Annotated in this window: 19 protein-coding genes; 1 reads left to right on the top strand and 18 read right to left on the bottom strand. The window is 61.5% G+C overall.

The window, feature by feature from the left end; all coding sequences use genetic code 11:
- Nucleotide 1: 1 nt before the first annotated feature.
- The 10 genes from H3T90_RS02035 to H3T90_RS02080 form a co-directional block, all read right to left on the bottom strand.
- Nucleotides 2-1288, bottom strand: coding sequence for a class I SAM-dependent RNA methyltransferase (locus H3T90_RS02035; RefSeq protein WP_198229579.1), 1287 nt, complete (start codon nucleotides 1286-1288; stop codon nucleotides 2-4).
- The gene (locus H3T90_RS02040) at nucleotides 1281-1967 is read right to left on the bottom strand and encodes a DUF3159 domain-containing protein (RefSeq protein WP_198229420.1); all 687 of its coding nucleotides are present in this window, start codon (nucleotides 1965-1967) and stop codon (nucleotides 1281-1283) included. The genes H3T90_RS02035 and H3T90_RS02040 overlap by 8 nt, the downstream gene beginning before the upstream one ends.
- A gap of 4 nt (nucleotides 1968-1971) precedes the next feature.
- Complete coding sequence (locus H3T90_RS02045) at nucleotides 1972-2820, bottom strand: DUF3710 domain-containing protein (protein ID WP_198229421.1); 849 nt, start codon at nucleotides 2818-2820, stop codon at nucleotides 1972-1974.
- Between the two features lie 37 nt (nucleotides 2821-2857).
- On the bottom strand, nucleotides 2858-4855 hold the full coding sequence (locus H3T90_RS02050) for a dipeptide ABC transporter ATP-binding protein (protein ID WP_198229422.1): 1998 nt from the start codon (nucleotides 4853-4855) through the stop codon (nucleotides 2858-2860).
- A gap of 11 nt (nucleotides 4856-4866) precedes the next feature.
- The gene (locus H3T90_RS02055) at nucleotides 4867-5856 is read right to left on the bottom strand and encodes an ABC transporter permease (protein WP_121913669.1); all 990 of its coding nucleotides are present in this window, start codon (nucleotides 5854-5856) and stop codon (nucleotides 4867-4869) included.
- A 31-nt stretch (nucleotides 5857-5887) separates the two neighbouring features.
- The gene (locus tag H3T90_RS02060; RefSeq protein ID WP_110412669.1) at nucleotides 5888-6814 is read right to left on the bottom strand and encodes an ABC transporter permease; all 927 of its coding nucleotides are present in this window, start codon (nucleotides 6812-6814) and stop codon (nucleotides 5888-5890) included.
- 190 nt (nucleotides 6815-7004) lie between these two features.
- Nucleotides 7005-8666, bottom strand: coding sequence for a peptide ABC transporter substrate-binding protein (locus H3T90_RS02065; protein WP_198229423.1), 1662 nt, complete (start codon nucleotides 8664-8666; stop codon nucleotides 7005-7007).
- A 129-nt stretch (nucleotides 8667-8795) separates the two neighbouring features.
- Nucleotides 8796-10466: a peptide ABC transporter substrate-binding protein gene (locus H3T90_RS02070; protein ID WP_198229424.1), complete on the bottom strand. Its 1671-nt coding sequence runs from the start codon at nucleotides 10464-10466 to the stop codon at nucleotides 8796-8798.
- A gap of 219 nt (nucleotides 10467-10685) precedes the next feature.
- Nucleotides 10686-12362 (bottom strand): peptide ABC transporter substrate-binding protein, encoded by a 1677-nt coding sequence (locus tag H3T90_RS02075; protein WP_198229425.1) that lies wholly within the window; start codon nucleotides 12360-12362, stop codon nucleotides 10686-10688.
- Between the two features lie 150 nt (nucleotides 12363-12512).
- The gene (locus H3T90_RS02080; protein ID WP_198229426.1) at nucleotides 12513-13445 is read right to left on the bottom strand and encodes a tyrosine recombinase XerC; all 933 of its coding nucleotides are present in this window, start codon (nucleotides 13443-13445) and stop codon (nucleotides 12513-12515) included.
- 104 nt (nucleotides 13446-13549) lie between these two features.
- On the opposite strand from H3T90_RS02080, the gene H3T90_RS02085 reads away from it, so the two are divergent.
- Complete coding sequence (locus H3T90_RS02085) at nucleotides 13550-13822, top strand: DUF6725 family protein (protein ID WP_198229427.1); 273 nt, start codon at nucleotides 13550-13552, stop codon at nucleotides 13820-13822.
- Here the strand turns inward: H3T90_RS02085 and H3T90_RS02090 are convergent.
- The 8 genes from H3T90_RS02090 to xerD all read right to left on the bottom strand — a co-directional run bounded on the left by H3T90_RS02090 (nucleotide 13812) and on the right by xerD (nucleotide 21741).
- Nucleotides 13812-14849, bottom strand: coding sequence for a prephenate dehydrogenase (locus H3T90_RS02090; protein ID WP_198229580.1), 1038 nt, complete (start codon nucleotides 14847-14849; stop codon nucleotides 13812-13814). The two genes, H3T90_RS02085 and H3T90_RS02090, sit on opposite strands and share 11 nt — an antisense overlap.
- Nucleotides 14850-14914: 65 nt before the next feature.
- Nucleotides 14915-15901 carry a prephenate dehydratase domain-containing protein gene (locus tag H3T90_RS02095; RefSeq protein ID WP_198229428.1) on the bottom strand — a complete coding sequence of 329 codons (987 nt, stop codon included), beginning with the start codon at nucleotides 15899-15901 and terminating at the stop codon, nucleotides 14915-14917.
- Nucleotides 15898-16362 carry an alcohol dehydrogenase gene (locus tag H3T90_RS02100; protein WP_198229429.1) on the bottom strand — a complete coding sequence of 155 codons (465 nt, stop codon included), beginning with the start codon at nucleotides 16360-16362 and terminating at the stop codon, nucleotides 15898-15900. The genes H3T90_RS02095 and H3T90_RS02100 overlap by 4 nt, the downstream gene beginning before the upstream one ends.
- A gap of 71 nt (nucleotides 16363-16433) precedes the next feature.
- On the bottom strand, nucleotides 16434-18353 hold the full coding sequence (typA, locus tag H3T90_RS02105) for a translational GTPase TypA (RefSeq protein ID WP_046322747.1): 1920 nt from the start codon (nucleotides 18351-18353) through the stop codon (nucleotides 16434-16436).
- Nucleotides 18354-18467: 114 nt separating this feature from the next.
- Nucleotides 18468-19130, bottom strand: coding sequence for an SMC-Scp complex subunit ScpB (scpB, locus tag H3T90_RS02110; protein ID WP_198229430.1), 663 nt, complete (start codon nucleotides 19128-19130; stop codon nucleotides 18468-18470).
- Nucleotides 19127-19930 carry a segregation and condensation protein A gene (locus tag H3T90_RS02115; protein ID WP_198229431.1) on the bottom strand — a complete coding sequence of 268 codons (804 nt, stop codon included), beginning with the start codon at nucleotides 19928-19930 and terminating at the stop codon, nucleotides 19127-19129. The genes scpB and H3T90_RS02115 overlap by 4 nt, the downstream gene beginning before the upstream one ends.
- On the bottom strand, nucleotides 19927-20766 hold the full coding sequence (locus tag H3T90_RS02120; protein ID WP_046322744.1) for a ParA family protein: 840 nt from the start codon (nucleotides 20764-20766) through the stop codon (nucleotides 19927-19929). The genes H3T90_RS02115 and H3T90_RS02120 overlap by 4 nt, the downstream gene beginning before the upstream one ends.
- A 45-nt stretch (nucleotides 20767-20811) precedes the next feature.
- Entirely contained in the window at nucleotides 20812-21741 is a 930-nt protein-coding gene (gene xerD, locus H3T90_RS02125; RefSeq protein ID WP_198229432.1) for a site-specific tyrosine recombinase XerD, read from the bottom strand.
- Between the last annotated feature and the right edge of the window lie 36 nt (nucleotides 21742-21777).

The following is a 21777-nucleotide window of genomic DNA, read 5'->3' on the forward strand; positions in this document are numbered from 1 at the left end:
GTCAGCGCCGCCTTCCCGCCGTGCGGGTGAAGACCGCCACCGTCTCCACGTGGTGGGTCATCGGGTAGATGTCAAAGGCCTCAAGATGCTTGGGACTATAGCCTAGGGAAATCAGGGTGGACGTATCCCTAGCTAGGCTGGTCGGATCGCAGGCCACATAGATGATGGTCCCAGCCCCGCTGGCGGCCAGCAGTCGACAGACCGCAGCCTTGGCGCCGGCTCTAGGAGGATCAAGTAGGATCAGGTCGGGATGGCCCAGTCCCTTGGGCGGACCTCCAGTCAAAACCTTGGCCACATCACCTCGACGCAGGACCACTCGGTCCAGTCCAGCCCGTTTCACATTGTTTTTCGCACTGGCAATGGCTCCGGCGGAACCCTCCACAGCCAGGAGCCGGGCTCGTCCGTCCGCCAGGGCAGCCAGGGGCAGGGTGAAGAGACCTGATCCGCAGTAAAGATCCCAGATGACCGGCTCAGCGACCCCAGCCAGGGCCCTCTTAGCCTGGTCCAATACCGCCCTGGCCAGCACGACTGGAGCCTGACGGTGAACCTGCCAGAATCCGTCAGCCTGGACCCGGTACTCAGGTCCCGTCCCTGCCTCCAACCGCTCTGTTAGCAGGCGGCTCCCCTGGCGCAGACGGCCATTGACCAGTAGGGCGTAGTTGTCGCCAATCGGTCCCCCGTCGCGCGGCTGGGGCGCAGCCAGACGTATACGGGCTCCTGCGGGCAGGCCGCCTTCCCAGATACCCAGGTCCTCGGCCAGCTTCAGCAACTCCTGCGTAGCAAGGGGCATGGTCTGAATCGGTAGACGGTCATGCGAACCCCGCCGACGCATGGAGGGACGGCCCTGTTCGTCGGCCACCAGCTCGATTCGGGTCCTCCAGTGTAGACCGCCCAACTCTTCATCGCCTGGAACCCGAGCCACAGGCACCTGGACATCCACCCCACCCAGCCGGGCCATCTGCTGGCCGATCAGATCGGCCTTCCAAGCCAGCTGACCGGGAAGGCTCACGTGAATCAAATCGGCGCCACCCAGGCCTCCTCCCCAGGCCAGCGGTCCAGCCAGGGGCCAGACTGGCTCACGGCGGTCAGGACTGGCCTCCAGCACTTGAGTGATCTCGCCTGTGGCGAATCTACCGGCTCGGCCGTGAGGCTCGTCCAAAAGAACCTCCACCAGCTCCCCAGGCAGGGCAAAGCGGACGAAGACCACCCGGCCGTCCTCCAAGTGGCTCACGCAACGGCCCTGGTCGGCATAGCGTTCGATGCGCAGACGAACCCTGGTTTCAGTCATGATCGGCATGGACCTCCTGGTCGACCTGGCGACGATGATAAGGGCCTCCGATCAGCAGCCAGCTGATCCAGATGCCCAGAGCAAACAGGGGCAGGCCCAGGATCAAACGCGCTGCGCCGAGGAACCCGACGGAGCCGGCCATGTAGAGCGGCAGCTGAACCAGCAGACGAAGCGCAAAGACGGCGATCCAGACCAAGGTGGCCTGGGTATAGGCCCGAATCAGATCAGGTTCGCCCCGCCAGGAGACCAGCCATTGCTTCCAGCCTGAGACGACGGGTCGGCGCAAATACTCCACCAGCAGGCCTATGCCGGGCATCCGTGCCAGCAGTGAGGCGGCCAAAACGATAATCCAGAATCCGTTGGTCAGGAATCCTGGCAGGTAATAGTTGCGGGCATCCCGGGTCAACCATGCAGCCACCAAGCAGATGCCCACCGAGAGCAAACCGGTCAGAGCTCCCAGAAAAGACTGCCGCTGGACCAGACGAATCAAGAGTTGCAACAGGGCCATGGCTGCTGAAACCGCAACGGTCAGACCCAGACGGCCGGTCACCAGGAAGAAAAGCAGAAATACCAGTCCTGGCAGCAAGGACTCGACGATCCCCCGCCATCCGCCGATGGCCTCCATGACGGAGAAATCGTCGTCGGCCAGCGCTGCCAGCCCGGAATGCTTCTGCTTCACAGCCTTAGCGAACCTCCGAGAACATGGGTCCGCGAGACAGTGTGGTCTTCACCTCGGTCTGCTGGTCCGAGTCGAAGGGCCCCTCCGGCTTGCCAGGGATCTGCGCACTCTCATCGTCCTTGGACTCCGAGTCTTCAGCTTCCCCGCGGCGCTGATTGGGGGTGATGGGCGCATGCATGGGAACCAGGTCACGAGGGGCCAGAGGCTCATCGCCACGGACCACCACCAGGTCGGCCAGGTAACCGTCAAGAACATCCTTCTCCTTGCCGCCCTTGGCTGCCGGGCCGGAGAAGATGCCACGCAGCATCCAACGGGGTCCGTCGATGCCCACCACCCGAGTCAGCAGGTTCTTGCCCTTGACCTTGACAGGCAGGGTCAGCTCCTTGCCAAAGACGCCGTCCACCTCCTTGCAGGAGGGGTTGGCCTTTAGCAGGTCGGCCCGAACCTCGTCCCACAGGCCTAGAGACTTGGGGGCAGCGAAGGGCTCCAACTCCAGACTGGAAGACTTATAGGTGATGGTGGCTCCCAGCACGTCGCCGGTCTGCGAGTTGGCCTTGAGCCTCAGCTCGCTGCCCTGCAGGAAGGGAAGCATCAGGGCGCCGATGTCCAGATACTCATCGGTATCGGGGGCCTCGGGATCCATGCTGTCCCAAGGGCCTTGGCCGCTCTGCTCGGCTTCGTCCTGCTCCGCAGCCGTCTCGTCACGATCCGTCTCTGACGTCAGATCAGATTGCTCAGTGGATTCCTCAGCGTCCTTGGACTTGTCGAGCCCCTTGGACTTGTCCTCCTGATCCTTGATGTCCTCCTCGGCCTGCCTCTTGGCGCGTTTCCTGCCGAAACCGAACAATCCCATGATGCCTCATTTCCTTGTGAGTCTGTGCAAAGGATACCTAGTCGAGACCCAAGCGCAGCTTACCGCCTGGGATCGCGTCCAGCAGATCCTTGGTGTACTGGCGCTGCGGATGGTCGAAGACCTCGTCGGTGGTGGCGTGCTCCACCAGCCGGCCGTGCTGCATGACCACCACCTCGTCGGCGATCTGCCTAACCACGGCCAGATCGTGGGTGATGAACAGGTAGCTCAGACCTTGCTCGGCCTGAAGGTCGTTGAGCAGCCGCAGCACCTGGTCCTGGACCAGCACGTCCAAGGCGGAGACGGCCTCGTCGCAGATGATCACATCCGGATTCAGGGCCATGGCCCGAGCGATGGCTATGCGCTGACGCTGACCGCCGGAAAGCTCGTTGGGATAGCGCCCCATGACCGACTCGGGCATCTCCACCATGTTCAGCAGCTCCTTGACCCGCTTCTGCCTGGACTTGGCGTTGCCGATCTTGTGGATGCGCAGGGGCTCCTCAATGGAGCGGTAGATGGAGTACATGGGGTCCAGGGAGCCGTAAGGGTTCTGGAAGACCGGCTGCACGTGCCGCCGAAACTCCATGAGCTGACGGCTGCCGAAGTCGGCGATGTCCTGGCCCTCGTAGGTCACGCGGCCCGAGGTGGGCTTGAGCAGGTGCAGAACCATGTTGGCCACGGTGGACTTGCCCGAGCCGGACTCCCCCACGATGGCCAGGGTGGTTCCCCGCTTGACCGAGAAGGAGACGTCGTCCACTGCCTTGAACATCTCCTTACGACGCGGCAGCCTGAACTCGCGGGTCAAGTGCTCCACAGTGATGACGTGCTCGCTGCGCTCCAGGGTGCTCTCGCCCTTGACATGATGCTCCAGCAGCCCCTCGGCATCCTGACCACGTTGCTTGGCGGATATGATGCGCTGGGAGGCCAGCGAGGGCGCAGCCTGGACAAGCCGCTTGGTGTAAGGGTGCTGGGGGTGTTGCAGGACCTCCAGGCTAGGACCTGACTCCACCACCTGACCCCGGTACATGACCACGATGTGCTGGGCGCGCTCGGCTGCCAGACCCAGGTCGTGGGTGATGAAGAGCACCGCGGTGCCCAGGGATTCGGTCAGGCTGCGCAGGTGGTCCAGAATCCTCTTCTGGACCGTCACATCCAGGGCGCTGGTGGGCTCATCCGCAATCAGCAGGTCAGGGCGGGAAGCCAGGCCGATAGCGATCAGGGCGCGCTGGCGCATGCCGCCGGAGAACTCATGCGGATACTGCCGTGCCCTGGTTGCGGCCTCAGGCAGCCCGGCCTCCGACAGCAGACCGGCAATACGGTCATCCATATCCGATCCGGTCACATGCTCCTTGGCCAGCGTCCAGGCTTTGTCGTCATTCACACCGGCATCGATCAGGGACTTGGCCACACCCCATCGGGTCTCGGAACCCACATCCCACTCGGCCTTCATGGCCTCCATGGTCTTGTCCACGTCGGCAACCCCGGCGTCGCTCAGGGCCTGGCGAGCGGCCTCGAGCAGACCAGGCAGGTCCTTGGAGGAGATGAAGAGCTCGTCGTCAGACTTCTTTACTTTCACCTCTTCGTCGCTAGCCAGAGCCTTGGCCAGCCGGGAGCGCTTCTCCCGGGAGACATCCATGTGGTTGGCGGTCAGCGCCTCCTTGACCTGGGAACCGATGCGCCAGACCGGGTTCAGATTGCTCATTGGGTCCTGCGGAACCAGGCCCACCTGGGAGCCACGTAGCGCCTCGTAGTCCTTGCGGCCCAAGCCCACCAGCTCACGCCCCTTGAGCCGGATGCTACCGCCGGTCACCTTGCCGGTGCCGGGTAGAAGGCCCAGCACAGCCATGGCCGAGGTGGACTTGCCCGAGCCGGACTCCCCCACGATGGCTACCCACTGGCCGGGATAGACGTTGAAAGAGGCATTGCGAACTGCGTGGACGATGCGCCCATCGGCGGTGAAGTCCACCTGCAGGTCCCGTACATCGAGCAGGGGCTGATTCTCCTGATTGGTGGTCATGTTCTTATCTGCTTCAGTCATGCTTCCTCCACTCAGGCCGTTCTGCTCTTGGGATCCAACGCATCCTTGACCGCGTCACCCATCATGATGAAGGCCAACACAGTGATGGCCAGGGCTGCGGAGGGATAGAAGAGGACCGAGGGATTGGTGGTCAGGAGGCTCTGGGCCGTCGAGATATCCCCTCCCCAGGAGACCACGGTGGAGGGTAGACCGATGCCCAGGAAGCTCAGAGTGGCCTCAGAGACGATGTAGCTACCCAGCGACATGGTAGCCATGACAATGACCGGAGCCAGTGAGTTGGGCAGGATATGCCGGAAGAGGTTGCGCAGAGGCGTGGAGCCCAAGGCCGTGGATGCGGTATTGAACTCCAGGTTCTTGGCTTCCAGGACGGCGCTTCGGGTGATACGTGCCATGTTGACCCAGCCGAAGAGGGTCAGGGTCAGGATGATCTTCCACAGTGAGGTGGAGGTACGGAACATCTGCAGGAGCACGATGGCACCCAAGATCATAGGGATGGCGAAGAAGATGTCGGTGATGCGGCTGAGTACTGCGTCGACCCAGCCCCCGAAGAATCCAGCGATTGCGCCGATGAGTCCGCCGAAGACGGTGACCAGGATGGTGGTCATGACGCCGATGGCCACCGAGGTCCGAGCCCCATGGATGACGCGGCTGTAGACATCGCAACCCTGCAGGTCGAAGCCGAAGGGGTGTCCCGGCCGACCTGGCTCCACAGAGTTGGACAGGTTGCAGGCCATGGGGTCCTGCTTGGCGAAGAGGTTGGGGAAGAGGGCCACCAGGATGACCACAATCGCCAGGATTGCAGAGATGATGAAGAGCGGGTTGCGCCTCAGGGTCTTCCAGGCATCGGCCCACATGCTGGTAGGCGGCACGTCCTCATCCACCGAATCCACCTCGCGCAGTGGCGTCTCGTCAATGGGGGCCACGAACCGCTCCTGCCCCGGCAGGGGGTCCGGGAAGTATACGTGGACCTGGCTTTCGTTCTGTTCGCTTGACTCGTTCATTGCCGTTTCACTCATAGTCGGTCCCTCTCCCTCACGCATACCGGATTCGCGGATCGAGCACTGCGTAGAGCAGGTCGACCAGGAGGCTGGTGATGACGAAGATCAGGACCAGAATGGTCACGATGGAAACCACCAGGGTGCCTTCGCCCCTCAGGATGGCCTGGTAGAGGGTGTTGCCCACGCCCTGGATGTTGAAGATGCGCTCGGTAATCATGGCCCCGCCCATGAGTCCACCGATGTCAGCACCCAAGTAGGTGACTACGGGAATCAGGGAGTTGCGCAATACATGCCGGACGATGACGGATCGGTTGCTCATGCCCTTGGCCCGGGCCGTGCGTACATAATCCTCAGAGATGTTGGAAGTGATCTCCGTTCTGGTCAGACGGATGATGGAGGCCATGGATACCGAACCCAGCACGATGGCCGGCATGAGCAGATCAATAAAGCCCGGATTGGCTCCCGCCGTGGCTGGCAGCAGATGCCATTTGACACCAAACAGATACTGAAGGATGAAGCCGGTGACGAAGGTAGGCACCGAAATCAGCAGCAGGGAGAGGACCAGGATGATGTTGTCCGACCACTTGCCCTTGGTCAGGCCGCCGATGATGCCGAAAATCACACCGAAGATGCCCTCGAAGACGAAGGCCATCAAGGCCAGCTTGATGGTTACCGGGAAGGCCCTGCCGATCACACTGATCACGGGCTGACCGGCGAAGGTGTTGCCGAAGTTCAGGGTCAGCGCGTTCTTCAGGAAGAGCACATACTGCACGATGAAGGGCTTGTCGAGATTATATTCCGAACGTATCTGTGCGGCAACGGCCTGATTGACCGGCTTGTCCCCGAACATGGCGGCCACAGGGTCACCAGGAAGCGCGAAGACCAGCGCGTATATCAGCAGTGTCGTGCCGAGAACGACGGGGATCATCTGCAGAATACGTCGCAGAAGATATTTTCCCATCGGCTATTCTCCTTTGTCATCCGCGACCGGGATCGGCATGGGGATCGGGGCCGCCGCAAAAATTCTTGTTTGAGTCTACCAGCACACCTCAACAGGGGTGTAAGAACACCAGGGCCGGCGCGGAGTAAATCCTTCCGCGCCGGCCCGGGCGGTGTCAGTTTTAAGGTGCGGGATTCAGGCTCCCGTCACCTCACTTGCTGATGTTGTAGTAAGCGGGGACACCCTTCCAATTGAAGGAGAATCCCTTGATGTTCTTGGCGGCCACGCCGTTGGAATTCTGGTAGTAGAGCGGGACTGCGGGCAGGTCACGGAAGAGCAGCTCCTCGGACTGCTGATAGATCTTGTTGGCCTCGTCAATACCCTTGGCGGAGGCTGCCTTGTCCATCAGGTCGTCGAACTCGGGGTTCTTGTAGTCGCCGTCGTTGGACCCGTTGCCGTTGGCAGCCGAGCTGGCGAAGTTGCTGGACAGATAGCTCTCAGGCGAGGGGTAATCAGGCTGCCAACCGGAGCGGAAGGCCGAGTCGGTGAACTTGCGGTTCTGCACGTTGGAGCGGAACTCGCTAAAGGTGGGCAGAGGGTTGCCCGAAGACTGGATTCCCAGGGCGTTCTTGATGGAGTTGGTGACGGCGTCGTAGATCTCCTTATGGGCACCATCGGCGTTGTAGGCGATCTTGAAGGTATCGCCCTCTCCCCATGGGGAGATCTTGTTGGCCTCGGCCCAGAGCTCCTTGGCCTTGGACGGGTTGTACTTGAGCACGTCGGATCCCTTGATGCTGGTTGAATAGCCGGGGATGACAGGGGCGGTGAAGTCGTGGACCTCCTTGGCGGTTCCGGACAGCACTTTTTTGATGATGGTTGGCCGGTCGATGGACATGGAGATTGCCTGGCGACGGAGCTTGCCCTCCTGATCCTGGCCGAAGTGCTTCATGTAGGTAGGAATGGTGAACATCTGGATGACCGAGCCCGGGTCGTTGATGGCCTGGACCGTGTTGTCGGTCTGGAAGGTCTTGCGAGCCGAGGCAGGCAGGGTATCCAGCACGTCCAAGTTGCCGGCCTGAACGTCGCGGTAGGCTGCTGTGGCATCGGTGTAAGCGCGGAACTCAACGCCGCCGTTCTTGACCTTGACGCCGCCCTTGTATGAAGGATCCTTGACCAGCTTAATGGACTTGTTATGCTCCCAGGACTTGAACTTGTAGGGTCCAACGGTCACCGGCTTCTCGCCGAAGGCCTTGGTGTCCTTGTAGAAGGATTCAGGTAGCGGCGCGAAGGCGGTGTAGCCCACCTGGATGGGGAAGGTGGAAGAGGGCGAGCTCAGGTCCACGGTGAAGGTCTTGTCGTCGATGACCTTGAGGCCAGACAACTGGGCATCGCTAGGGGTGCCCTCCTTCTGCAGATCGTCATAGCCCTTGATGTTGGCGAAGAAGCTGGAACCCAGCTGCTTATTGGCGATGCTGGATGCCCAGGACCAGGCCTTGGTGAAGGACTGTGCGGTGACCGGGGTGCCGTCCGAGAACTTCCAGCCGTCGTTGATGGTCACCGTGTACTGGGTGTTGTCCTCGTTGGCCTTGATCTGCTTGGCGATCTCGTTGGCTGGCTTGCCCTTGTCGTCGAAGCGGACCAGCTTGGAGAACATGACGTCGATGGGGTTGCCGCCGCCCACCTCGTTGGTCATGCTGGGGATGAGTGGATTGGCCGGCTCCGGGTTGAAGACCGAGATCATGGCATCCGAGCTACCACCGTTGGTCCCCTTGGCTGAGGAGTCGGATCCGCCGGAACCGCCGCAGGCGCCCAGCGTGAGCGCCATGACGCACAGTCCGGCGCCAGCAATGGTCAGGGCCGATTGCTTCTTCATATATACTGCTCTTTCCTTTAGTTGGTTTCCCGAATCCGCTGCCAGTGCATAAGACCCGGGTACGGATTCGCTTTGCTGCGAAGCCGGCCGGGTCGGCGACGACGGATTATGCCGTTTCCGGCACGATCATTACTTTTTCTTGGACAACTCCGCAAGGTTCGCATGGCCGTCCCAGCGCATGACCAATCCCTGCACATTCTTGGCTGACGCACCCTTGTTATTGGAGTAGTAGAGCGGAACCGCAGGCATGTCTTGTAGAAGGATCTCCTCGGCCTGCTGGAAAAGCTTGTTGGCTTCGTCAGTGTTCTTGGCCTTGGCAGCCTGTTTCAGCAGGTCGTCGAACTTGGGGTTCTTGTAATCGCCGTCGTTGGACCCGTTGCCGTCGGCAGCCGAGCTGGCAAAGTTGCTCAACAGGTAGCTCTCAGGAGATGGGTAGTCGGGCGACCAGGCCGACCGGAAGGCTGCATCCTTGTAGGCGCGCTTGTTGACGTTGCCACGGAATTCGCTGAAGGTGGGCACAGGAGTAGCCACTGCATTGATCCCCAACGTATTCTTAATAGAGTTGGCCATGCCGTCATAGAAGTCCTTGGCACCGCCATCGGCGTTGTAGACCAGCTGGAAGCTCTTGTCAGCAGGCCACTGGCTGATGGCATCGGCCTTGGCCCAAGCATCCTTGGCCTTCTTGGCATCGTACTTCAAGTTATCGGAACCCTTGAGGTTCTTGGCATAGCCTGGGATGGTCGGTGCGGTGAAGTCGGTAGGCTGCACGCCCAGACCGCCCAGCACCTTGTCAATCAGCATCTTGCGATCTAGAGCCATGGAGATGGCCTGACGGCGCAGGTGGCCCTCCTGATCCTGGCCGAAGTGCTCCATGGTGGTGGGGATGGTGAACATCTGCAGGACGGAGCCGGGCTTGTTGTAGCCCTTGACCAAACTGTCGGTCATAAAGGTCTTCTGAGCCGAAGTAGGGATGGTATCGATCGCGTCCAGGTTGCCTGCTTGTACATCAGCATAGGCCGAGCCGATATCGGTGTATATCTTGTAGTCGATGCCCCCGTTTTGGATCTTGACATCACCCTTGTAGGAGGTGTTCTTACTGAGCTTGACCATGGTGTTGTGCTGCCAGGAATCGAACTTGTAGGGACCCGAGCTTACAGGATTTTCACCGTAGGCCTTGGTGTCCTTATAGAAGGAATCGGGCAGCGGGGCGAAGGAAGTGTAGCCCACCTGGATAGGGAAGGTGGAGGAAGGCGAGCTTAGATCCACAGTGAAGGTCTTGTCATCTACGACTTTCAGCCCGGACAGCTGGGCATCAGCAGGCGCACCCTCCTTCTGCACATCGTCATAGCCCTTGATGTTGGCGAAGAAGCTGGATCCAAGCTGGCCATTGTTCACATTGGCTGCCCAGGACCAGGCCCTGGTGAAGGACTTGGCCGTGATGGGAGTACCGTCCGAGAACTTGCGCCCATCAGCCAGGGTGACCTTGTACTGAGTCATGTCATCATCGGCCTTGATCTCCGAGGCCAGATCATTGTGGGCCTTGCCATGGTCGTCGAAGCGGACCAACTTGGAATTGATGGCGTCGACGATCGAACCGCCGCAACTCTCCACAGTATTGCTAGGAATGAGCGGCTGGGCCGGCTCACATCCACGGATTGAAACGACAGTATTATTGCCGGACTGGCTGCTGGACGATTGCTGGGCGCCCTTAGTGTCAGAACCACTGCCGCAGCCGCTGGCCAAAAGCGCCAAGGCGCAGATAGTGGCGGATACGAGCGTAAGCTGTGAACCCTTCTTCATTACTGCTCCCTTTATTTGTTTATTGAGTGTCAACGTCACGTCTACAACCAAGGACACTAGGATGACCGAACCTCAAAGATCCCTGACAGACGTGTAAGCCACAATACGCTATATTCTGGTACGAAGATGTTTCGTAAGGCAAGTCTCATCTCATTAGCCGGTCTCAGGCCCGTAGCTGCTCGACGGAAACTCTGGCGCACATAGGGCTGTTCGCAATCATCACTGGTCCTTGGAAAGCTCCGCGAAGATCGGATAACCGTCCCAGCCCAGACGCATCCCATGGACCTTCTTGGCGGACGCGCCATTGTTGGTGGGGTTGTAGAGCGGCACCGCAGGCATGTCCTGCAGAAGAATCTCCTCGGCCTGCTGGAAGAACTTGTTGGCTTCATTGGTGTCCTTGGCCATGGCAGCCTGCTTCAGCAACGAGTCGAACTTCGGATTCTTGTAGTCACCGTCGTTGGATCCGTTGCCATCGGCCGCAGAGCTGGCAAAGTTACTCATCAGGTAGCTCTCAGGCGAGGGATAGTCAGGCGACCAGGAGGATCTGAAGGCCGCATCATTGTAAAGGCGCTTTTTGATGTTGCCACGGAACTCACTGAAGGTGGGCACAGGGGTGGCCTCGGCCTTGATGCCCAGCGTGTTCTTGATGGAGTTGGCCATGCCGTCATAGAAGTCCTTGGAACCGCCATCGGCGTTGTAGAGCATCCGGAAACTCCTGTCAGCAGGCCACTTGCTGATGGCATCAGCTTTTGCCCAGTACTCCTTGGCCTTCTTGGCGTTGTACTTGATGTTGTCCGAACCCTTGAGGTGCTTGGCATAGCCTGGGATAGTCGGTGCGGTGAAGTCGGTGGGCTGCACACCCAGACCGCCCAAAACCTTGTCAATCAGCATCTTGCGGTCAATTGCCATGGAGATGGCCTGACGGCGCAGGTGGCCCTCCTGATCCTGCCCAAAGTGTTCCATGGCGGTGGGGATGGTGAACATCTGCAGGCCGGAACCGGGTTCGTTATAGCTCTGCACCATGCTATCGGTCATGAAAGTCTTGACAGCAGAGGTTGGAATCCTGTCGATCACATCCAGGTTGCCTGCCTGCACATCGGAATATGCCGAACCCATCTCAGTGTAGACCTTGTAGTCGATGCCGCCGTTCTGAACCTTGACCTCCCCTCCGTAATCGCTGTTCTTGCTGAGCTTGACCATGGTGTTGTGCTGCCAGGAATCGAACTTGTAGGGACCCGAGCTGACCGGCTTCTCCCCATAGGCCTTGGTGTCCTTATAGAAGGACTCAGGCAGCGGTGCGAAGGCGCCATAGCCCACCTGAATGGGAAAAGTGGACGAGGGCGAGATGAGGTCCACGGTGAAGGTCTTGTCGTCGATGACCTTCAACCCGGAGAACTGAGCATCCGCAGGCACACCCTGCTTCTGCAGATCGTCGAAGCCCTTGATGTTGGCGAAGAAGCTGGCATTCAGCTGGCCGTTGTTCACATTGGCAGCCCAGGACCAGGCCCTGGTGAAGGACTTGGCCGTGATAGGGGTGCCATCAGAGAACTTGCGTCCGTCGACCAGGGTGACCTTGTACTGGGACATGTCATCGTTGCCCTTGATCTCCGAGGCCAGATCGTTGTGGGCCCTGCCCTGGTCGTCGAAGCGGACCAGTCTGGAGTTGATGGCATCAACGACCTGCCCGCCGCAGCTCTCCACTGTGTTGCTGGGAATGAGCGGCTGGGCCGGTTCACACCCATGGACCGAGACCACGGCGTTGTTGCTGGACCGGCTGCCGGAGGACTGCTCGGCACCCTCGGTGTTGGTACTGCTGCCACTGCCGCAACCGCTTGCCAAAAGCGCCAAGGCACAGATGGTCGCGGACACGAGCGTAAGCTTTGAACCCTTTTTCATTGCTGCTGCTCCCTTTAACTGGTTCTCAACCTCGCGCATACACTTCGAAGGTACTGGACTGACGTACCTTGACTGACATGTAGGCTGCGATACGCCACATTCTGATACCAGGATGTTTCACAGGACAAGACTTGTCTCATTTGCCGAATCTCAAGCCCGTGGAAAAGCCTGCCTATATCGGGCCCGCAACTGCTCGATGGAGACGTGGGTGTAACGCTGGGTGGTCCGCAGGGAGGAGTGACCCAGCATCTCCTGAACCTCGCGCAGGTCGGCTCCCCCATCCAGCATATGCGTGGCTGCCGAGTGTCGCAGGGCGTGGGGGGCGATGTCGGGTACCCCAGCCTGGCCAGCCGCCTGATGAACCACCTTACGGACCTGCCGCTGGCCAACCCTGCCGCCAAGCTGACCCAGGAAGAGGGCCTGACCTGCCTTGCGGGCCGCTTTGGCCGTTGAGCCCGCCAGGACCGGCCGCCCCTCCCGCAGCCAGCGGTCCAAGGCGCGATCGGCTGGCAGGCCGTAGGGCAGGACCCGCTCCTTGGACCCCTTGCCCAGAACCTTTGCAGTGCGGCTGTGCCGGTTCACGTCATCCAGGTCCAGTCCGCAGAGCTCGGCCACACGCATGCCCGTGGCGTACAGCAGTTCCAGCATGGCCGCATCGCGCACCTGCAGGGCCGCCTGAACTTTCTTGTCTTCTCGGGGCTCGACCGGATCCTGGTCAACCGTATCCATCAGGGTGCGGGCCTGGTCATGCGTCAGGATTCGAGGAAGGTGTTCGGACTGCTTGGGACTGCTCAGGGCCAGGGTGGGGTCGGTCTCGATCCGGCCGTGCCTGCTCAGCCAGCCGAAGAAAGACCTCAGCGCCGCCGTCTTCCGGGCCATGGTCGAACGGGCGTGAGTGGCTGCCTCGTGGGTCAGCCAGGATCTGATGGCGGCCAGGTCGATCTGGGCAGGGTCATTGATGCCATGCAAATGCATCAGATGCAGAAAGCCCGCCAAGTCGGCCCGGTAGGAGCGCACGGTGTTGGGGCTCTTGCCTGCCACCCGGGAAAGATAGTCGGTGAAGTCCTGCAGATCCTGGTCCACTGCGAGCACTCCCTTCACTTGGCTGTGCAGTATGTGCAATACAGTCTAGGCGCTTTCGTCCTCGTCGCAGCCGCAGGTGATACTGATCCAGGAGGTGGATGGCCATGCGTTTGCCAGCAACCATACCGGCCGGAGCGCGGCTGGTGGTCAGGATTGCTCTGGGGCCAGACCCGGAAGACGGAAGGACCAAGTTCCGCGACTACGTAGGGCATGTGGTTGACTGGAACGGACGGCGGCTGATCCTGGACAGGGATCCAGCAGCCAACGGATCGCGTCCCGGGGAGCGCGTGACCCTCCAAGCAGAAGACATGGTGGCACTGAAGCCGGTTCCGGAACGCCGTTCACCTCGCCCGGACCCTCAGAATTTCAGTCGATGACCGGCGGGTGCAGCACCCGGGCCCTGCTGGTGGTCAGGAAGGCCGAGACCTGTTCGCCGCGCAAGGCCGAATCCAGCAGCTCCTGCCGCCAGTTGCCCCCCTGCGGATCCAACTCCAAACCAGTTGTGGGCATCTGCTCCTGGTATGCCAAGGCAGCCTTGTAGCGCCGGAAGGGATCGGCCTGAAGGAAGAAGTCCTGACGCTTTCCATCGGCCTCTGGCTCCTGGTCCCGCAAAAGAGAAGCTATGCCCTGCAGATTCTCGACCAGGACATCCAGAAGATCGGCCACTTGGTCGGCGTTCTCCTCCACCATGGCCCGGGTCCGTTCCGGGTCGGTCAGGGCTACACGGGTCATATCCCGCCAGGATCCGGCCGCCAGAGCCGAGGCCACACGACGGTCAGACGATCTCGTCAGCATGTTGGCCAGGGCGGTGGCCACCACATGAGGCATATGCGAGATCAGTGCCGCAGCCCGGTCATGAGTGGCATCGTCCAGAGCAATCAGTCTGTTCCCCAGCCCCTGGGTGACCATATCGGCTACGGTCAGGAAGCGGCTGTAGTCCGTACGCTCATCGACGCAGAGGGCCCAGAGGGCATCTTCCAGCAGGGCAGGGTCCGAGTCCTCATAGCCGGAGCCCTCGCTGCCAGCCATGGGATGGGCGCCCACATAACGATCGGCCAGACCTGCCTGCTCGACCTGACAACGGACCGGACCCTTGACGCTGCCCACGTCGGTCAGGGTGGTACCACGGGTCAGCACCGGCGCCAAGGCCTTGAGCACGTCGGGCATGGCACGCAAGGGTGTGGCAAGTACCAGCACGTCTGCTTTGCCCTTGGCCAGCTCCTCCAAGGTGTCCACGCAATGGATCCCTTGGCTGCGGGCCTGCTCGTAGGGACGGTCATTATGGTTCCACGCAATCACGAATCGACCCCGGGCGGCGAGGCGTCGGGCCAGTGATCCGCCGATCAGACCCAGCCCTGCAACGGCAATCTTGTGGGCCGATGTCAGCACTGGTGAGGCGGCCATGCCCGCTATCGGATGCATGTGCTCGGGCCCAGACAGGTCCATATGTGGGAAAGACGCGGATTCATCTACCATAACAACTCCTTGCTGATCGTCTCGGAATCGGGGTCCTCACCCCGGAAGGCCCCCGCCCTGGGCAGCATCCATTCACGTATGGGTGGGGCTGGATGCGGGGTGCGCGGATGAACCGCCAGTGTCTTGAGCCAGTCCCCCCTTTCCAGCAGGTTGTCCAACACCTGATGCAGACCCTTCTGCCATGGTGCGGCGTCGATGCTGGCTACGAAGCTGTAGGTCCCGTCGTGCCCCTTGATGGGCCGGGACATGAATGAGGTCATGTTCAAGCCTGCATCGCGCAGACGGTCCAACAGGTTCGCCAGCACGCCCGGCCCCGTATTCAGGGGAATAAAGGTGATGATGGACTCGAAATCCCCGCCCGGCGCCAGGCGGCGTGCCAGCCCGGCGGCCTGATTCCGGGGAGCCAACAGAAGAAAATCGGTTCGGGCCCCCTGATAGTCCTGCACCTCACGCCGATAGGTCTCCAGCCCGTAGAGGCTCCCACAGATGCGCGGACCCAGAGCCACCTGATCAGGGCCCAGATCACGGCAGGCCGCAGCGTTGGAGTTGGCTGTCACCGGATTCAGGCCGGTCTCTTTGATGAAGCCCTTGCACTGGGCCAGTCCGTGAGGGTGGGCGCCGACCTGGCTCAGGGGGCCATGGTCGGACCGGACGAAGGCGTCGAAAACGATGGGCAGACGGACCATGCCGAAGCCCGCTACCGCTTGAGCATCAATCAAGGCGTCCATGTTGGGCACCACATGGCCCTCCACGTTGTTCTCCCAGGCCAGCACTCCCCAGCCTCGGCCCTCCTCCACGGCGGCCACAATGGCAGCTGCATCCGTACAGGGACTCAGATCAGCCTGGCAGCCCAACCTTGTCTCCATGAGGTTGGTGGCCTCAAGGGCGGCCTGATGGGTGAAGGTCCCCTCGGGTCCCAGGAAGTGCAAAGGAATACGATCGGGCAGAGTCACCCGTGATTCTGACAGAGCCTGACTCATGCGGATCCCCCCTGACGACGCAGGGGGCCGTCAGAAAACCAGGAGGCCGGCAGGCAGATGGCCAAGGTCTGGATCAGGACCAGCCCGCCCATCCAGAGGAAGACCGCATACTTGGCAAAGAATGTAGGGAAGTTGGCATAGGGCATGAGCACATCGCCGCCCGGCCCCCGCATGGAGAGCAGCCAGACCGTGACCGTGGAGGCCACCAGATGCAGGGCCAGGCCCATGGTGCCGCTATCGCAACGAACCCACCAGGCGGCCAGGGCCACCAGCAGATAGGCCAGGACCATCCCCCAAGGCAGACCCTGAGCGGCTCCGGAACGCTGAACCAGAGTACCCAGCACGCCCACCGCCAGCCCGATGGGCAGGCCCAGCAAACAACGGAAGGGACTTGCCTTGTCAGACTCCCCCGTCGAATGGGAGACGGTCTGGTCCTTGGATTTGGAAACCTGAGACTTCATGGATTCAAGACTAGTCCGACCCGGTCACCGTGGGGCGGCCGGGTCGCACTGATCCGATTGTGAGAAAAGGTTTACTTGTTGTTGGCCCTGCGCTGACGGGCGTTCCACTTATACCAGGCATCCCGGTCCAGGATGATCTTGCGCACGCGGATGGACTCGGGTGTCACCTCCACGCACTCGTCATCGTTGGCGAAGTCCAAAGACTCCTCCAGGCTCATGTCGATGGGCGGAGTCAGGGTCTCCAGCACGTCGGCGGTGGAGGAACGCATGTTGGTCATGTGCTTCTCCAAGGTGATGTTGATGTCCAGGTCGCCAGGCTTGTTGTTGATCCCCACGATCTGCCCCTCGTAGACGGGCGACTGGGGCTTGACGAAGAACTCACCGCGGGCCTGGAGCTTCTGCATGGCATAGGGGCTGGCCTTGCCGGAGCGGTCGGAAACCATGGATCCGTTCTGCCGTGTCTTGATATCACCTGCCCAAGGGGCGTAGCCAGCGGAGATCGACGAGGAGATGCCGGTGCCGCGGGTGGCGGTCAGCAGGGCGGTGCGGAAGCCCAGGAGGCCACGGGAGGGCACAGTGAACTGCATCCTAACCCAGCCGGAGCCGTGGTTGGTCATGGTCTCCATACGACCCTTGCGATCGGCCATGAGCTGGGTGACTGCGCCCATGTATTCCTCGGGCACATCGATGGTGTCGGACTCCATGGGCTCCTGAATCTTGCCGTCCACGGTCTTGGTGACCACCTGGGGACGACCTACGGTCAGCTCGTAGCCCTCGCGGCGCATCTGCTCAGCCAGAATGGCCAGGGCCAGCTCGCCACGGCCCTGAACCTCCCAGGCGTCGGGCCGATCGGTGGGCAGCACCTTGATGGAGACGTTGCCGATCAGCTCGCGGTCCAGACGGTCCTTGAGCATGCGGGCGGTCAGCTTATGGTCCTTGCCCTCAGTGCCGGCCAGCGGCGAGTCGTTGGTGCCGAAGGTCATGGAGACAGCCGGGTCGTCAACGTGAATCAGAGGCAGGGGGCGCGGATCGTCCTGGTCGACGATGGTCTCGCCGATCATGATGTCCTCAACACCGGCCACAGCCACGATGTCGCCGGGGCCGGCCTCGTCCACTGGGGAGCGCTGCAGGCCCTTGGTACGCAGGATCTCAGTCAGCTTGAAGTTCTCAATGGATCCGTCCACGCGCGACAGGCCGTACTGGCGGCCCTTGGTCAGGGTGCCGTTGTAGATGCGTACCAGACCCAGACGGCCCAAGTAATCGGACGCGTCAATGTTGGTCACATGGGCCTGCAGGGGGGCGCCCTCCTCATACTCCGGGGCGGGGATGTTATTCAGGATGGCCTCGAAGAGAGGCTCCAGATCGTCGTTGTCTGGCACAGCGCCGTCGGCGGGCTGGTTGACGGAGGCCTTACCAGCCTTGGCAGCGCAGTAGATGACCGGCAGGTCCAGGAGGGAATCCAGATCCAGGTCCACTCCCTCCTCGCTCACGTCCTGAGCCAGGCCCAGGAGCAGATCGGTGGATTCTGAGACCACTTCGGAGATGCGGGCATCAGGACGGTCGGTCTTGTTGATGACCAGGATGACGGGCAGCTTGGCCTCCAGGGCCTTACGCAGGACGAAGCGGGTCTGGGGCAGAGGCCCCTCGGAGGCGTCCACCAGCAGGACTACGCCGTCGACCATGGAGATGCCACGCTCCACCTCGCCGCCGAAGTCAGCGTGGCCAGGGGTGTCCACCACGTTGATGGTGATGCCGTCGGGCTCGCCCAGCTTGGCTGCCAGGGGGCCTGTGTACTTGACGGCGGTGTTCTTGGCCAGGATGGTGATGCCCTTCTCCTTCTCCAGGTCGTTGGAGTCCATGACTCGGTCGGGCACCTCCTCCCGCTCGGAGAAGACGTGCGACTGCTGCAACATGGCGTTGACCAGGGTGGTCTTGCCGTGGTCAACGTGTGCCACAATCGCCACATTTCGTATATCGCCGCGTACCGCCATCAAAACCTCATTCTCGTGAATGCTATCCATGCCCCCACCGGCCTAGCTGCCGGCTGGCGTGGTCCAGGAATTGGACAAACAGAGACAAGTGTAACCGCTTTGCGTGACAGGTGTTCACTCCCCCTCGCCCTGGGGAGAACCCTGGGCAGGATCCGAGGATCCGGGCTGCCCAGACAGCTCCTGGCGTGCTTGGGCCAGAGCTGAGTCCTCGTCGGGCAAAAAGGGGGCCAGGGAGGGCAGATCCTCCAAGGATTGCAGACCCATCCGTTCAAGGAAGAGGTCGGTGGTAACCAGCAGCGCGGCGCGGGTCTGCTCGTCCAAGCCCTCCTCGCGAACCAGGCCACGCACCAGCAGGGCCCTGATGACCCCGTCTGAGTTGACCCCGCGAATCTGGCCCACCTGGGCACGGGTCATGGGCTGGCGATAGGCCACAATGGCCAGGGCCTCCAGGGCCGCCTGGGAAAGTCTGGCCGTCTGACCGTCCTTGACGAAAGCCGCCACCACGGGCTGGTAGGCGGCCCTGCTGGTCAACTGCCAGCCTCGGGCGGTCCGACGCAGTTCGAATCCTCGGTCGCTATAGGATTCGGCCAGCGATTCCAGGGCGGCATTGACCGGACCCGGATCCACGGCCAGCACCCGGGAAAAATCCTCTGCGGTCAGCGGCCGGTCCGTGGCCACCAAAATGGCCTCCAGGCAGGCAGTCAGTCCACCGGGAAAGTCCTGCACGTCGAAGTCCACGTATTCAGGACGGGTGTCGGGCGCCGAGGATTGGCTCATGCGAAGTCCCCCTCACTAATCAAGGCAGTTTCCGGCTCCTGGGTCGGCCCAACCCAGCGCAGGTAGAGCGGCTGATAGGGGCCATCCTGACGGTACTGGATCAGCTCCTGCCTGAAGAAAATCAACACAGCCAGGAATCGGGCCACCACCTGCGCCCGGCCCTTGGAGGAGGCGACAAGATCGGCGAAAGCCAACGGCTGCCCGGGCTGCGCCAGCAGGGCTTGGCGAACCTGGTCGGCCTCCTTGTTCAGGTCGACCAGGGGCACGTGCAACTGGTCCAGACGGACCTGGGAGGCCGGAGCGTTGACCAGGGCATTGGCACAGAGCAGGGCCAGATCCTCTGGCTCCAGGGTCCAGACCAGATCAGGCAGCAGATGGGCCAGCTGGGGCTCCAGATGGCCGGGATGCGGGTAGCGGCCCGAGTTGGCGGCCAGCCTGGCTCGAAAGTCCTGTCCAGCCTGCTTGAAGGCCCTGTACTGCAGAAGTCTGGCGAAGAGCAGGTCACGCTCACGAAGGGCATCCATGGAGGCCTGGTCACGCATGGATTCGTCCTCCACTGGCAGGAGGGCAGCGCTCTTGGCCTCTACCAGAACAGAGGCCACGTCCAGGAAGGCGCTGGCCTGATCCAGACCCTGACTGAAGTCCAGTGTGCGTACGTAGTCCAGAAACTCCCCAGTGATGGAGGCCAGCGAAACCTCCGTCAGGGAGAGCTTTCGGTTGGCCAGCATGCCCAGCAGCAGGTCGAAGGGCCCCTGGTAGACATCCAGGTCGACGGCGAAGCCGTCCGCTGATCCGCTCACGCCACGATGCCGCGGGCGATCAACTCCCGGGCAACCTCCCGATACTCCTTGGCGGTCTTGTGCTCGGGTGCGAACATAGTGATGGGCTCACCGGCCACCGTGGCGTCGGGCAGCTTGATGGACCGGCTGATGATGGAGTGCAGGACCTTGCCCCTGAAGGCCTCGTAGATACGCTGAAGCACCTCGTCCGAATGCAGGGTCTTGGTGTACATGGTGACCAGAACCCCGTAAACCTGCAGGTCAGGGTTGATGCGGCTACGGACCTTCTCAATGGATTGCATGAGCAGGGCCACGCCGCGCAGGGCGAAGAACTCGGCCGCCACGGGAATGATGACCCCGTCCGCGGCAGTCAACGCATTGACGGTCAGCAGTCCAAGCGAGGGCTGACAGTCGATGATGATGGCATCATACTCCTGCCGCAGGGGCCGGATGGTGGCTGCCAGAGCCTGTTCCCTACCGACCTCGGTAACCAGCTGAATCTCGGCGGCCGACAGATCAATATTGGCCGGGATGATGTCCAGCCCGTCAAAACGGGTGTGCCTGACTACCTCGTGAACATCCAGTGACGGGTCGAACATGGCAGTGTAAATGGTGTTGTCCACGCTGTTGGCATTGATGCCCAGACCCACAGTGGCCGCACCCTGGGGGTCGAAGTCCACGATCAGCACCCTTCGCCCGTACTGGCACATGGCCCCAGCGATGTTGATTGATGAGGTGGTCTTGCCCACACCGCCCTTCTGGTTGCACATGGCGAGGACACGGGCCGGGCCGTGCTGTTTCAAAGGCTCCGGGGCAGCGAACGTCTCATACTCGCGCCCTAACAAATCCGTAGGCATGCCTCTACCCTATCAAGTTTCCACCAGCATTCGCGGGTTGGCGGGTCAGCGGGCGCGGGGATGGGCCGTCTGGTAGGTCTCCATAAGGGCCTGGGGACTGACGTGTGTGTAAATCTGTGTCGTGGTCACCGAGGCATGGCCCAGCAGCTCTTGGACCGAACGCACGTCGGCGCCTCCCTCCAACAGATGCGTGGCGAAAGAGTGCCGCAGGGTGTGGGGATGCAGAGGTCTGTTCAGGCCCGCCCGGCGACCGGCGTCCCTGACCACCTGCCAGACGGTCTGCCTGGTCAGCCGCTTGCCCCGCTTGTTAAGGAAGACTGCCCTCAACTCCCTGCTCTTGGTGGCTCGATCACACAGGCTGGCCCGTCCCAGATTCAGGTAGGCCTCCATGGCCTGGCAAGCGTAGGAACCTATCGGCACTAGACGCTGCTTGTCGCCCTTGCCGGTCAGACGGACCACCCGCTCGTCCAGGTCCATGTCCTCCAGGTCGGTGCCAACGGCCTCCGAGACCCGGCAGCCGGTTGCGTACATGAACTCAAGCAGGGCCTTGTCCCGCAGGACCACTGGATCCTTGGACCCGCCCATCGCAGCCGCATCCAGCAGCCGGGTCACCTGGTCCACGTCCAACACATCCGGCAGGGCCGAGGTGCCCTTGGGAGCCTTGACCGTACGAGAAACATCCTGGTCGGTCACTCCCTGCTTGAGAGCGAACCGGTGCCACTCATGAACAGCGGCCATCCTCCGTGAGCGGCTGGCTGGACTCTCGTCGGCCAGGTGGGCCAGAAAACCCTCCACATCGACGGTTTGGATCTGCCCCATGCTGGTGATGCCGTGACCGGACAACCAGTTGATGTACATAATCAGATCGGACTTATAAGCCTTGACCGTGGCGGGGGCAAGACCCCGCTCCAGACCGGTGTAAGCCAGGAACTGATCCAGCAATGCAGTCAGCCCCTCCTGATGATCACCGTCCACTACTGCTTAACCTCCGGTTCTCTTCATCAGTGCTGG

Origin of the sequence: Bifidobacterium polysaccharolyticum, assembly GCF_016101585.1 — a bacterium.
Classification (GTDB): Bacteria; Actinomycetota; Actinomycetes; order Actinomycetales; family Bifidobacteriaceae; genus Bombiscardovia; species Bombiscardovia polysaccharolytica.